Source organism: Burkholderia glumae LMG 2196 = ATCC 33617 (assembly GCF_000960995.1).
GTDB lineage: Bacteria > Pseudomonadota > Gammaproteobacteria > Burkholderiales > Burkholderiaceae > Burkholderia > Burkholderia glumae.
In genome coordinates this window covers 1279400-1292512 of sequence record NZ_CP009434.1, presented here as the reverse complement: position 1 = coordinate 1292512, position 13113 = coordinate 1279400, and the positions used below count along the sequence as shown (strand labels likewise).

The 13113-nt window shown below is 69.1% G+C and carries 12 protein-coding genes; 3 read left to right on the top strand and 9 right to left on the bottom strand.

Annotated features, from left to right (window positions below):
- Positions 1 to 319 precede the first annotated feature (319 nt).
- From KS03_RS06810 to KS03_RS06800, 3 genes are all read right to left on the bottom strand, one after another.
- Positions 320 to 544, bottom strand: a complete 225-nt coding sequence (locus tag KS03_RS06810) for a hypothetical protein (protein WP_015877557.1) — start codon at positions 542 to 544, stop codon at positions 320 to 322.
- Between the two features lie 581 nt (positions 545 to 1125).
- Positions 1126 to 1392, bottom strand: coding sequence for a translation initiation factor IF-1 (gene infA / locus KS03_RS06805; RefSeq protein ID WP_015877558.1), 267 nt, complete (start codon positions 1390 to 1392; stop codon positions 1126 to 1128).
- 264 nt (positions 1393 to 1656) lie between these two features.
- Positions 1657 to 1860 (bottom strand): cold-shock protein, encoded by a 204-nt coding sequence (locus KS03_RS06800; protein WP_015877559.1) that lies wholly within the window; start codon positions 1858 to 1860, stop codon positions 1657 to 1659.
- Between the two features lie 553 nt (positions 1861 to 2413).
- Here KS03_RS06800 and KS03_RS06795 point away from each other — a divergent pair.
- The 3 genes from KS03_RS06795 (at position 2414) to KS03_RS06785 (ending at position 4881) form a co-directional block, all read left to right on the top strand.
- Positions 2414 to 2698 (top strand): hypothetical protein, encoded by a 285-nt coding sequence (locus KS03_RS06795; protein WP_015877560.1) that lies wholly within the window; start codon positions 2414 to 2416, stop codon positions 2696 to 2698.
- A gap of 145 nt (positions 2699 to 2843) precedes the next feature.
- Entirely contained in the window at positions 2844 to 3737 is an 894-nt protein-coding gene (locus KS03_RS06790) for a LysR family transcriptional regulator (RefSeq protein ID WP_015877561.1), read from the top strand.
- A 247-nt stretch (positions 3738 to 3984) separates the two neighbouring features.
- On the top strand, positions 3985 to 4881 hold the full coding sequence (locus tag KS03_RS06785) for a dihydrodipicolinate synthase family protein (RefSeq protein ID WP_015877562.1): 897 nt from the start codon (positions 3985 to 3987) through the stop codon (positions 4879 to 4881).
- Positions 4882 to 5123: 242 nt separating this feature from the next.
- Here the strand turns inward: KS03_RS06785 and KS03_RS06780 are convergent, their stop codons facing one another.
- The 6 genes from KS03_RS06780 to KS03_RS06755 form a co-directional block, all read right to left on the bottom strand.
- Positions 5124 to 5813: an SDR family NAD(P)-dependent oxidoreductase gene (locus KS03_RS06780; protein WP_015877563.1), complete on the bottom strand. Its 690-nt coding sequence runs from the start codon at positions 5811 to 5813 to the stop codon at positions 5124 to 5126.
- 10 nt (positions 5814 to 5823) lie between these two features.
- A complete protein-coding gene (locus KS03_RS06775) occupies positions 5824 to 6636 on the bottom strand; it encodes a DeoR/GlpR family DNA-binding transcription regulator (protein WP_015877564.1) in 813 nt (270 codons plus the stop codon).
- Positions 6637 to 6766: 130 nt separating this feature from the next.
- Complete coding sequence (locus KS03_RS06770) at positions 6767 to 7990, bottom strand: sialidase family protein (RefSeq protein ID WP_015877565.1); 1224 nt, start codon at positions 7988 to 7990, stop codon at positions 6767 to 6769.
- Positions 7991 to 8045: 55 nt separating this feature from the next.
- Positions 8046 to 9455 (bottom strand): sodium:solute symporter family protein, encoded by a 1410-nt coding sequence (locus tag KS03_RS06765; RefSeq protein ID WP_015877566.1) that lies wholly within the window; start codon positions 9453 to 9455, stop codon positions 8046 to 8048.
- A gap of 101 nt (positions 9456 to 9556) precedes the next feature.
- On the bottom strand, positions 9557 to 11905 hold the full coding sequence (pdxA, locus tag KS03_RS29665; RefSeq protein WP_015877567.1) for a 4-hydroxythreonine-4-phosphate dehydrogenase PdxA: 2349 nt from the start codon (positions 11903 to 11905) through the stop codon (positions 9557 to 9559).
- On the bottom strand, positions 11902 to 13071 hold the full coding sequence (locus KS03_RS06755) for an iron-containing alcohol dehydrogenase (protein ID WP_015877568.1): 1170 nt from the start codon (positions 13069 to 13071) through the stop codon (positions 11902 to 11904). The genes pdxA and KS03_RS06755 overlap by 4 nt, the downstream gene beginning before the upstream one ends.
- Positions 13072 to 13113 lie beyond the last annotated feature (42 nt).

The following is a 13113-nucleotide window of genomic DNA, read 5'->3' as shown; positions in this document are numbered from 1 at the left end:
CCGGCCCCGGACGCAGCGGCCCGGGGGCGGCGGCCCCGGCGGCGGCGCCCCGTCCGGGGGCCGATTCGCCTGCATTGGGAAGCTGGCGCTGCCGCGCGTGCCGGCCTGGCCGGCAGCCGCGACGGCTGACGCGCTGCAGCACGCCGGCCATGAGCCGTCAGCCGATGCCGTCACGCGTGCAGGCCGCGCCTCGTGCCCGGCACCGGACGTTCGCCGGTGGCCGCGCGCAGTGCCGCGCCGGCAAGCCGCTCGCCATGATGCTCGGCCGGGGCGATGATGCTGCGCGTCGCCATCCGAGCGAGGCGACGGCGGGCCGGGTTCAGCCCCGCGTGTCGATCCACTGGCGCGCGTAGCGGCACGAATGGCGCAGCGCGGCCTCCGCGCTGCCGAAATAGTCGAGCGTGTAGAACTCGTAGCACATCGGCCCGCTGCGCGGATCGACGCGCGTGAGCGTCAGATTGGAGGAGAAACAGCCGTCAGGCAGACGGTGGGCCGACGGGGCAACCGCGTATCCGCGATATTGTTCGATGTTGGTCTGTTGCATGATGAGTCGAGATAGTCATGAGCATGGATTGGTAATGACACGGTCCGGCATGGCCGGGTGATCGTCAGGAATCCTGCCGTTATGGATTCGCACCGCCGGCAATGCTGCGCGGCGGGCGGGAAAATCCGGCCTGAGCCGGTGTCGCCCGGACGCGGGCCGGGCAAAAACAGAATTGGGTGAGCATGAGACCCACGCGCGAGCGCCTGGGCCGGGTCCGGTGAGGCGGCCTTGGAGGCAGCCGATGAGGCCGTCTGTCGGGCAACCGGCCAATCGGCGCGAAATCAGCGGGAAAATCGAGGAAGACGCATACGAACCGGCATCGCGAGCGCGGGTGCGTGGAGGCAACTTCGGACTTCGTGGCGCGACGCTCACGTCGCCCTGCCACGCTTCAAGAATACGGCACGAATCCGTGCCGGCTCGCGCCATGCCGGCGTCGGGTTTGATCGATGCGGCCAGCCCATTGCACGGGCCGCATCGGCGGCTTCACCATTGGTCGCGCCGCGAGCGGCGCGCCGTATCGTCGTCGTTGTCGATGAAGCCGCGAGGCACCTGCGGTGCCGCGCGTCAAGGCCGGGTGCGGCTCAGCGCCGGAAAGTACGCGCGCGCGGCGCGCCCGCTCCGGCACGTTCGTCCTTGTGACGATAATTGATCCGGCCTTTGGTCAGATCGTACGGCGAAAGTTCGAGCCGGACGCGATCGCCGGCAAGAATCCGGATATGGTTCTTGCGCAATCTTCCGGACGCGTATGCGCCCACCACGACGCCGTTCTCCAGCGTCACGCGATAGCGGCTGTCGGGCAACACTTCCTCGACGACGCCGTCCAGTTCCAGCAGTTCTTCCTTCGCCAAATTGATCTCTCCATTGACTGAGTGAGAGCGACACGGCGCGCGAACGCTCATGCCGCGCGGGGCATGCAGCCAAGCGCGACAGGCGGCACCGGGGGCCGATCGATCGTGATCTTCACGCTTGCCGGCCGGCGCCATCATGCCGGCGGGAGGCTGCCGGGGCCGCAGACTTCGGCGCCCCCGTTCCGCAAGCGATGCCGGGCGGCGGCATCGCCAACGCATCGCGCGGCCTGCCGCGCCATGCGATTTCGAGCGGCCAGACGCGGCTCAGAGCGGCGTGATGTTGGCCGCTTGCAGGCCCTTCTGGCCGACCTTGGTTTCAAAGCTCACGCGCTGGCCTTCGGCCAGCGAGCGGAAGCCGTCGCCGCGAATTTCGGAAAAATGGGCAAACAGATCATCCTTGCCGTTGTCCGGCGAGATGAAGCCAAAACCTTTGCTGTCGTTGAACCACTTGACGATACCGGTATCCATGATGCTCCTTTGAGGGTAGGGACGAACGAAGCTTCGCGCCCGCAATTGGCAAGGTGCGAAAGATCAAGGAGGGAGAGGACAACGAATACCGCGGTCCGCGGTCAGTGATGAGCAGCAATCGCGCTTCTTGAAGACTTCAGCCAGCAACCTTACGCGTTGTCGCCGATCTGGTCAAGTTGTTTCGACGCGTCGGGCGCTGCATCCCGCTGCGGATCGGGCCCCCAACCGCGCGCGGCAGCGCACGCCGATAGCGGCCGAGCGGCCATGGGCTGGCGCGCCAGGCGCATACGATGCGGCTCGCGCCTGAGCCGAGCCGATCGGAACCCGTGCCGTCGAGCAATTTAAATCGGGGGGGACGGCGGCAATCAGCGTATGATGGACCGAATCGTCAGGTTCCAATCATTGCGCCGTCCTGACCGCAAACCGCCTCGATCGCTGCATTCCGGCATCCCTCCCGATCGACCCTCGCCACCCACGCAGCAAGCGCGTGCCGCGCCTGCGCGGGGCGCGCGTCCTGTCACCTTACCGTCGCCCCACCTATCAGGAGCCAGACATGAGCATGCATCTGTACCGCGGCTTCGAGATCTATCCACTGATCTATCCGCATTCCCGCGCGCAGGAAAGCGCCGGCCGCTACAACGGCTACAACGACCAGGGCTTCGACGCCGCCGTGAAAATCTGCCTGCGCGAGGCCGACACGGCGCTCACCTTCAGCGACACGTTCAAGCTCAGCGAGACCCCGCCGTTCCCGAGCACCGGCGCCGCGCGTCGTGCCTCGCTGCGCTACGCCGAAGACCTGATCGACCGGCACGACGGCCGGAATTGGATGCAATCCTAAGCGTCCCCCACCATGTCCGGCAGGCGCCGGACCTGCATGCCGGCACGCGTGCCGCCGCAACGCTCCGCCTCGATTCGCCCGTTGTCGGCGCACCGCGCCCGGCCTAACATGCCGGCATCCTGATTTCGCCCGTCGTCACGATCGGATGGAACTGAAACACCTCGTCGCCTTCGTCGCGCTTGCCGAGGAACTGCACTTCGGCCGCGCGGCCGGGCGCCTCTGCATCGTGCAGCCCGCGCTGAGCATGCAGATCAAGGCGCTCGAGACGGCTCTCGGCGTGCGGCTGTTCGATCGCGACCGTCACAAGGTGGCACTGAGCACCGCGGGCAGCCTGTTCCTGCCCGAGGCGCGCGCCACGCTCGAACAGGCCGCCCGCGCCGCGCAGGTCGCACGGCTGTCGGCGCAGGGAGAGATCGGGACGCTGCGGCTCGGCTTCGTCTCGTCGGTGCTGCCGAAGTTGCTGCCGACGCTGATCCGCACCATGCATGCGCGCTACCCGCGTATCGCGCTCGATCTGAAGGACATGCCGACGCCGGACCAGATCGCCGCGCTGCAGGGCGGCACGCTCGACTTCGGCATCGCGCGGCTGCCGGTTGCCGCCAGCGGCCTGGCCTCGCGCGTGGTGCTGGAAGAATCGTTCGTGGTGGCCGTGCCGGCCTCGCACGCGCTCGCCCGGCAGACGCAAATCGAGCCGGCACAGCTGCGCGGCCAGCACGCCTTCGTGCTCGCGCGCCGCTACGCGCCCGGCTTCTTCGACGCGTTGCTGGTGGCGCTCGGCGCGCGCGGGGTCACGCTCGACATCGCACGCGAACTCGGCGAATACACCACCATGCTCGCGCTCGTCGCGGCCGGCCTCGGGATCGGCCTGATCCCCGCCGAGGCGGCCGCGGCCGTGCCGCCGAACGTGGTCGCGCGGCCGCTGGCGCTGCCCTCGCATCGCGCGCTGCTCGGCCTGATCTGGGTCGAGGACGGCAGCGCCCTCAAGCACGTGTTCCTCGACGTGGTGGAACAGGGCACGGCGAACGGCTGGGCGGCCTGAGCAAACACCGGCGCGCCGCGGGCGGCCAGCACCGGCATCCGGTCCCGCGGGCGGCCCCAGCCGCCCCTTGCTGATGCGAGCCGTCCGGTTTTTTTATACGGTTTTGATGCGCACCACGCTACGCTTGCGGGATCCTCCCTACCCGCCCGGGTCAAGGTCCATCGCATGAGCCACCGTCAGGCCGCCGTTCCTCCTTCCCACTCCCGCCCGCACGGCACCGTGGTCGGTCAACGCGGGAGGCACTGACATGCTCAAGGGCATCTGGCTTCCGCTCGTCACGCCGTTTCGCGGCGGCCGGCTCGATCTGGCCGCGCTCGAAGCGCTGAGCGCCTCGTACCTCGACACCGGCATCGCCGGCTTCGTCGCACTCGGCACCACGGCCGAGGCCGCGCTGCTCGACGACGCGGAGCGCGCCGCCGCGCTGAAGACCATCATCGGCGTCGCGGCCGGCCGCTTGCCGGTGTTCGTCGGCGTCGGCGGCATCGACACGCGGGATTTCCTCGACCAGATCGACCGCCTGGAACTGCATGACGTGACCGGCTATCTGGTGCCGCCGCCTGCCTATCTCTGCCCGAGTCAGGCCGGGCTGCTCTGGCATTTCGGGCAAATCGCGACACGCACGCGGCGCCCCGTGATGCTCTACGACGTGCCGCATCGCTGCGGCGTGGCGATCGAGCCGGCCACCGTCGGGCAACTGGCACGCCATTCCAACCTCGTCGGCATCAAGGAATGCGTGCCGGCTCACTTCGAACCACTGCGCGCCGCGCCGCTCGAGGTGCTGTGCGGCACCGACGACGCGTTCGCCGCCTGCCTCGCGGCAGGCGGTGCAGGCGGCGTGCTGGCGAGCGCGCACGTCTGCGCCGACCTGTTCGTCGAGGTGCAGCAATTGCATGAGGCCGGCCGCGTGGCCGAGGCGCAGTCGCGCTTCGAGGCGCTACGGCCGGTGCTGCAGCTGCTGTTCTCGGCGCCGAATCCGGCCGCGATCAAGGCGATGCTGTCGCTCACGCACGGCATCACGGCCGAGGTGCGCATGCCGATCACGCCGGCTTCGCCGCCGCTCGTGACCGCGCTGCGGCACGCGCGGGCCGCGCTGGAGCGCCTGCGCGCCGAGCGGCCGACATCGCTCGGCGCATCAGCCGCGTGACGCCGCGCCCGCGCGGGTCGGCTGCCGCGTCCGATGGGTCAGCGCAAACCAGGCGGATTCGCGCTTGCAGACCGGTCCGGCAGGCGCAAACGAAACGACTCGGCGCACGATGCCGTGCAACCTCCGGTGCCGGTGGCAAGGCCCGGGGCGGTCTGGCGCGCTGACCGGGCGACGGGCCTGGCAACGCGTTCAACGTTTCCGGCGTCCTTTCTTAGCAAATGCGATCGAAGCGCATTGCAGGATTAAAGCGAGCTGCCGCCGCAAATCATGATCTGCTGGCCGGTAATCGCACCGGCTTGCGGCCCGAGCAGATACGCGACCAGCGACGCCACTTCTTCCGCACGCACGTAGCGGCCGATAGGCGGCAGCACGGGCGCGCTCGACGTGCGCTGCGGGTCCCTGAGCATGGGCGTTTCCGTCGCCGCGGGCGAGACCACGTTCACGGTGATGCCGCGCGGCGCGAGCTCGATGGCCCACGAGCGCGCCATGCCGACCATCGCGGCCTTCACGCTCGCGTACTGGCTGCGGCCCGCCGCGCCGCCCGACACGCGGCTGCCGATCAGCACGATGCGCCCGCCGGCGCGCATCGCGGGCACGAGCGAATCGGCGAGCGCGGCTGCCGCGGCCACGTGCAAACGCCACATCGCCTCGCCGCTTTGCGCGTCGAGCTCGCCAAGGCGCGCGGTCTGCATGAATCCCGCCGCGTGCACGAATCCGTCCACCGCGCCGATGCGCGCGGCGAGTGGCGCGATGAGGGCCGTGTCGCCGAGATCGGCGGCTTCGTGCGTGAAGCGCGCGCCATGCAGATCGGGCGCGCCGCGGCTCACGCCGATGACGGCGTGGCCGGCGTCGAGCAAGTGCCGCGCGATCGCGTAACCGATACCCGAGCTTGCGCCCGTGACGACAAAACGTTGCGGCAGTGCGTTGTCCATGAGCGCGATGTCAGTGCGATTGCAAGGCGCCCGGCCCACCCGCCGCGCTGGCCATGACCGCGACCGGCTCGATCGTCACGCCCGTCAATTCGCGAAACGCCTGCAATTCGGCGTGCGAGGCACTCGCGTCGGTGATCAGCGTCCACGGCTTGTCGATGGGCGCCCAGTGCTGCTGGCTGTCGCGGTTGAGCTTGTCGGCGGTCACCAGCACATAGAGGCGCGCGGCCTGGCGCATCAAGCATTCCTTGAGGTAGGCCTGGTCGGCGGTGGCTTCGCACAGGCCGCGTCCGGGCACGACGCCGTCGGCGCCGAGAAACGCCTTATCGACGGTCACGCGCGTGAGCGCGAGCTGGGCGATGGGGCCGAGCGTGCTCATGCTCGACTCGCGCACCTCACCGCCGATCAGCGTGAGCGGCACGTTGCTCGCGGCGAGCGCCTGCACGACCAGCAGGTTGTTGGTGACCACGCGCACGTTGTGACGGCCCGCCCCGGCGAGCGCGCGCGCAAGGGCGGCCGTGGTGGTGCCGCTGTCGAGAAAGATCGTGTCGCCCGCTTGCACGTGCGCGGCGGCCGCGTGACCGATGGCGTCCTTTTCCGCCTGAAAGCTCCGGCGCCGCTGTTCGAGCGACTCCTCGGGCGCGTGCGTGCTCACCGAAGCCGCGCCGCCATAGGTGCGCAGGATCAGCCGCTCGTCGGCGAGCGCACGCAGATCTCGGCGCACGGTGGCCTCGGACATGCCGAAGTGTTCGCACAACTCGGACACTTCGGTCATGCCGGAGAGAACGGCCTGGAGCATGGCTTCACGGCGGCGGGCTACTTTCATGGGCGATTCGGGGTTGGGTTCGGGACGTCGCCCCGCAGCGAGGCAAGCGGCGCGGACGATCCGGCGCGCACGTAGTGTATCCATTATTTTCCGTCGCCTGTCGCCCATCTCGCGGGGGTCTATCGGCGTCTCACGCGCGGGCGGGCGCCGCGTCGGCGTCCTGCTTCGCCGCGCTCGCCCAGTCTTCGGTCACGCTCACGTACTTGATGCGCTGGCGGAAGTACGTGTAGGCAATATGCAGGCGGCCGTCCGGCGACTGCGCGATCGACGGATACGAGAACTCACGGTTGAGCTTGTCCACGGAGTTGTTGGTCATGCAATAGCCGTCGCCGGTTTCGAGGTTGCGCCGCACCGGCCAGGTGCGGCCGCCGTCGAGCGAAATGGCGAGCGTCATCGGTGCGCGCGGCGCGCCCCAGAACGCCGTGCCGCGCGCGGAGGCCGCCTGCGCGACGAGCTCGCCGCTGTCTTCGGAATCTTCGATGTCGTCGTAGAGCGAGGCACGGCGCGCCGTGCTTTGTGCGGCGCTGCTCGCGTTGAACACGAGGCCGAGATGGCCGTTCGCGAGCGTGACGAACTGGATCGACGAATTGTTGTTCGGCAAGTCCAGCGCTTCGGGCGCGCTCCATGCGAGGCCGTCGCGCGAACGGCTCGCGTAGATATGGTCGGCCCAGCGGCTGCGATAAAGCGCGAGCAGCGTGCCGTCAGCGAGCATCTGGATGTTCATGTGCACGCAGCCCACGCTGTCGGGCACGGCGTGTTCGCTCCAGGTCGCGCCGCCGTCGGTCGAGCGCATCACCACGCTCACGTCGTCATTGCCCGACCAGCGCTCCCCCGGCTGCACGCGGCACAGGAACACCGGGCACAGCCACGCACCGTCGCGCGCCACCACGATGGGCTGGCGCACGAAGGTGCCCGGCTTGTCGAACAGCGTGTCGATGGCCCCCCATGTGCGGCCCTGATCCTTCGAAATGCGCCGCCGCACGATGGAGGTGTTCTGGTGGCCGGACAGCTGCGCCGTGTAGAGGAGCCAGAGGTCGCCGTCGGGCGCGGCGAACAGCACGGGGTTCTGCTCGGAGCGCGTGGTGTCGTCCGACAGGCGCACGGGTTCGCTCCAGCTTGCGCCGCCTTTTTCGAGGCGCGAGCAGTAGATCGAGATATCGGGCACGCCTTCCTGGGTACCGCCGAACCACGCGCACAGCAGGTCGCCGTTGGCGAGCGCGAGCAGGTTGGCCGCATGGCATTGCACCGTCGCGGCGGGCAGGTAGGCGTCGGTGCGCGCGGCGTCGCCGGCGGCCGCGTGCAGGCGGCCGGGCATCGTGAACGCGGCGGCGGGCAGCGTGGAAGCAGTCGTCATGATGAATTCCTTGGTTGCGTGTCGGGGGCGCGGTACCGGGCGCAAGACAGGGCGCCTACGAGTCCGTATGCGCGATGCGCCGGCCGTGGTCGCGCGCCGTGGGCGTGAGCAGCCTGTCGATGACCAGCACGAGCGCGGGGCTGACGAGCGCGATATACATGTTGTCGATGCCGAGCGGATTGCCTAGCAGGTACCAGACCGTCGTGGCGAGCGTGGCGACCACGAGCGCCCAGACCGCGCCGCGGTTGCTGTTGAAGAACGGCAGATAGATGCCCATGAGCGCGACCACCGTCACCGAAAGACGCAGCGCGCGCGTGAAGAACGAGAGCGCGAGGATCTGCGGCACGAACAGCACGAAGATCAGCGGCAGGAAGCCCACCACGAACGAGATCACGCGCGTGGCGCGCAGTTCGCGCTCGGGCGTCGGGCGATAGCGCGGCACGTAGAAATCCTTGACGATGAGCGAGGCGATGGCGAGCGCCACCGTGCTCACGCTCACGAAAATCGACGCCACCAGCGAGACCGTGACCACGCCCGAGAGCAGCGGGTTCATGTGCTGCAAGAAGATCGGCAGCGCGTAGAGGCTCTTGATGTTCGGGAACAGGAACTTGGCCGCCACCCCGAGGAAGCCGAGCGCCAGTGCGATGGGCAGGCACAGCGCGCCGGCGATCAGCGTGGCGTTGCGCGCGTCTTGCGCCGACTTCGCGCCGGAGATCGCCTGGATGATGAACTGCGTGGAGAAGATCGCGCCCGCCGTGCCGATGATCCACGCGCCGATGGTGCCGCCGCCCAGCGCGCCGTTCCAGGTGAAGTACTGCTCGGGCATGGCCTGCCGCATCGGGGCGATGCCGCCCGTCATCGACCAGGCCACCCACACGAGAATACCGATGCCGATGAGCTTCACCGCGCTATGCAGGATCGTCACGTAGGCCACGCTCTTGAGGCCGCCCCATGCGAAGTAGACGGTCGAGACGATCGCGGTGATGCACGCGGCCACGGGAAGATTCACGCGCATCACGGTGGAAATGGCCGCCGCGCCGCTCACGTAGTTGCCCACGTTCACGATGAAAAGCGCGTAGATCATGACCGCCGAGACCACGAGCTTGGCCGACTTGCCGTACTTGCGCGCGATGAAGCCCGAGATGGTGAATTCGCCCGAGCGATACAGGCGCTTGGCCATGAACAGGCCGAACAGCAGGAAGCCGATGGAAGCCGAGATCACCGACCACGACGCCGCGATGCCCGCGCTGAACGCTTCCTGCGAGGTGCCGATGGTGGATTTCGCGCCGATGTACTCGGACATCAGCAGTATGGCGATCACGACGGCGGGCGTGGTGCGGCCGGCGACCATGAACTGCTCGGTGGTCTTGCTGCGCAGCCGGATGCTGATCCAGGCCGTGACGACGATGTACACGAGCACCATCGCAATGATGATGGCGGTATCCCATGCGGTGAATTGATTCATCTTCTGTCTCCGATCGTTGTGACCTCGACAAGCGCGTGCGAATCCGGGCGGACGCTCCGCCCGCGCGCGCCGTCTGCGGCGCGCATGCGGACGCGCGGGCTTCAGGCGGCGTGCACGGCGCGGCGCGTGGCCAGGTCCTTTGCCTGCTTGAGCGCTTCGAGCATGCTGCGTTCGTCGGCGACGCCCCGGCCCGCGATATCGAACGCCGTGCCGTGATCGACCGAGGTGCGGATCACGGGCAAGCCGACCGTGACGTTGACGCCCGCTTCCAGGCCCATCACCTTCACGGGGCCGTGGCCCTGGTCGTGATACATCGCCACCACCACGTCGAAGTCGCCGCGTCCGGCGCGGAAGAACAGCGTGTCGGCGGGCAGCGGGCCTTCCACGTTCCAGCCGCGCTCGCGCAGCACGGCCACGGCCGGCATGATCTTTTCCTCTTCCTCGCCATAGCCGAACAGGCCGTTTTCGCCGGCGTGCGGGTTGATCCCGCATACGCCGATGCGAGGCGCTTCGATGCCCGCGCGTACCAGCGTGTCGTGCGCGCGCTCGATCGTGCGCTGCACGAGGCCCGGCTCGATCTTGCGGATGGCATCGAGCAGGCCGATGTGGGTGGTCACGTGAATCACACGCAGCTTGGGCGCCACCAGCATCATCGACACTTCGGGAATGCCGGTGAGGTGCGCGAGCATTTCGGTGTGGCCGGGGAAGATGTGGCCGCCCGCGTGCAGCGCTTCCTTGTTGAGCGGCGCGGTGCAGATCGCGTCGAGTTCGCCCGCCGAGGTGAGCGCCACGGTGCGCGCGAGGTACTGGTAAGCGGCGTCGCCGGCCACCGGCGAGAGCTGGCCGTAAGGCAGCGCTTCGGGAATCAGGCCGAGGTCGATGCAGTCGACCACGCCGAACTGAAAGCGGGCATCGGCGGGCGTGGCGATCGAACGCATTTCGAGCGCGACATTGGCGCGTCTGGCCGCGTCGGCGAGACGTTTCGCGTCGCCGATCACGAGCGGGCGGCAGCCTTCGTACACCGACTGGTGAGCGAGACTCTTCATGATGATTTCCGGGCCCACGCCGGCGGCATCGCCCATCGTGATGCCGATTACGGGACGATAAGTCATGGCTTCCTCGTTGCTGATTTTGCGGTTTGCGCAGGATTCGGTGGATCGGGTGGTGTCGGGGTGCGCGTGGGCGAGCCGTCGCCACACGCGATAGAGCGTGTCCGGCGCGCCGAAGCCGCCCGCCTTGGTGGCGACGGCCGGCACGCGCGCCGTCCCGGTGGCGGCCAGCAGCGGCACGCCAGGCTCGAGTTCCTCGATCACGCGCAGCGACTGCACGCCCACGGCCGCGAGCAGCGCGCGCGCCGTTTCGCCCCCGGTGGCGACGAGCGCGCCCGCATGCGCGACGGCGGGCGCGAGGCGCGCCGCGAGCTGGGCGGCGAGTTGAGCGGCGACGGCGGGATGCGCGCGTTGGGCCTGATTCATCGCCACGATCACGTGCCGCCCGCGCGTCAACGCGTCCGACACGCGCCGGCCGAGCGTGAGCGAAGCGGCGCTCGAGGGATCGAGCAGCGCGGCGACATCGATGCTGAAACAGTCGAAGGCTTCGGCGGCCGCGCTACGCAGCGCCTCGATCTGCGCGTGCGAGACGCTCGACATGCTGCCGACCACGACGAGCACGCCGCGCGCATCGCGCGCCTGGCCGGCCGTTGCGGGGGCATGCGGCTGCGCGGCACGAGCACCCTCGTCGGCGCCGGGCAACGCGGCGATCAGCGTTCGCGCGAGACCCGCCGACCCGACCCAGAACACGCCGTCGAGTTCGGCCGAGGCTTGCGCAACGATGCCGAGATCGCGATCCGTTTCGCTGTCGCAGACCACGGCATGCACGCCCCTCGCACGCTGCGCATCGAGCCGCGCACGCAAGGCCGCCGCCCCTTCGCGCACCGCCTCGATATCGAGATGCGCGACGTTCAGCCCGGCGCCGGCCAGCATCGCGGGTATCTGGCCGCCGCCTTCGATGCCTTCGTTGCGCCATAGTTCGGTGGCCTCCACGGGCGTGCCGCGCACGAGCAGCCGGCCGTCCACCACCGTGCGCCCCGCTTCGGGCAGCGCGGGCGCGACGATCGCCATGCCCGCGTGCGCCGCGAGCGCGGCCACTTCGGCGGCCACGTTGCCGCGCAGCGTCGAATCGATCTTCTTGTAGACGCGCCGGCCCGCCGCGTGTGCGCGCCACGCCTCGGCGTTCGCGCGGCCCGCCTCGGCCGGCGAGGCTCGGCGCGAGTCGGTGTCGATGGCGAGCACGTCCGCGCTGGCGGCTTCGGCGGCCGCGGCGGCGCCGGCGAGCGCCTGCGCCGCATCGAGGCAGACCAGGCTCGCCAGCCCGCGCTGCGTGCCCGTCACGGCGCAGTCGGCGGTGCCGGAGAGATCGTCGCCGAGCATCAGCAGGCGCGGCGTCCTCATGGCAGCAGGCGCGCGTAGATCGACTTGATGTCGTCGAGGCTCAGCGGCTTCGGGTTGTTGGCGAGCAGGCGCTTGACCTTGGCGGCCGCCACCGCAAGCGCGTCGAGATGCGCCTCCGACACGCCGAATTCGCGCAGATCCTGCGGGATCGCGAGCGCCGCCGTCCACTCGCGCAGGCGGGCGAGGAACTGCTCGGCGGCGGCCTGCTCGCTGTCGCCGTGTTTGGCGATGTTCAGCGCGTGCGCCACGGTGGCCAGACGGCCGACGACGGCGTCGAGATTGAACGCCATCACATGCGGCAGCAGCATCGAATTGGCCACGCCATGCGTGATGTTGAACATGCCGCCGAGCGGATACGCGAGCGCGTGCACGGCCGCCGTGCCCGCCGCCGTGAGCGCGAGGCCGCCGTACATCGAGCCGAGCATCATGGCTTCGCGCGCCTGCAGGGAATGGCCGTTCTGGTAGGCTTCCACGAGGTTCGCGCCGATCAGGCGCATCGACTCCATCGCGAACATGTCGCTGACCGGGTTCGCCTTGGTCGAGAGATACGATTCGAGCGCGTGAATGAACGCGTCCATGCCGGTGGCGGCGGTGATCGGCTTGGGCAGCCCGAGCGTGAGCGCCGCGTCGAGAATCACGAGTTGCGGCAGCAGATGGCGGCTGACGATGCCCACCTTCAGCTCTTCGTCGGGCAGCGTGACGATGGCGTTGGGCGTGACTTCGGAGCCGGTGCCCGCGGTGGTCGGCACCAGGATGAGCGGCACGCCCGGCGTCCTAATGAGGTCGATGCCGAGCCATTCGCGCAGCGGCTGGTCGTTGGTGAGGCGCACGGCGAACAGCTTCGCGGCGTCGAGCACGCTGCCGCCGCCGATCGACAGCACGGCGTCGGGCTGGAACGGCGCGATCTGGCCGCGAAACACCGTCTCCACGTTTTCGATGGTCGGCTCGGGCTGCACGTCGCGCACGAGCAGCACCTCGACGTCTTGCGCCTCGAGCGCCGCGATCACGCGCGCGGCCACGCCGTTGTTCTCCATCACGGGCTGCGTGATGAACGCCACGCGGCGCACCGGCGTGTCGAGCAGCGAGAGTTTCTCGGGCAGCTGGTCGAGGCTGTTGGCGCCATGCACGACGTGCTTGACGGTCTGAAAGTGATAAACGGGCTTCATGTCGTGAGTCTCGGTTTGGGCGACGCCGCGGCGTCTGCCCGG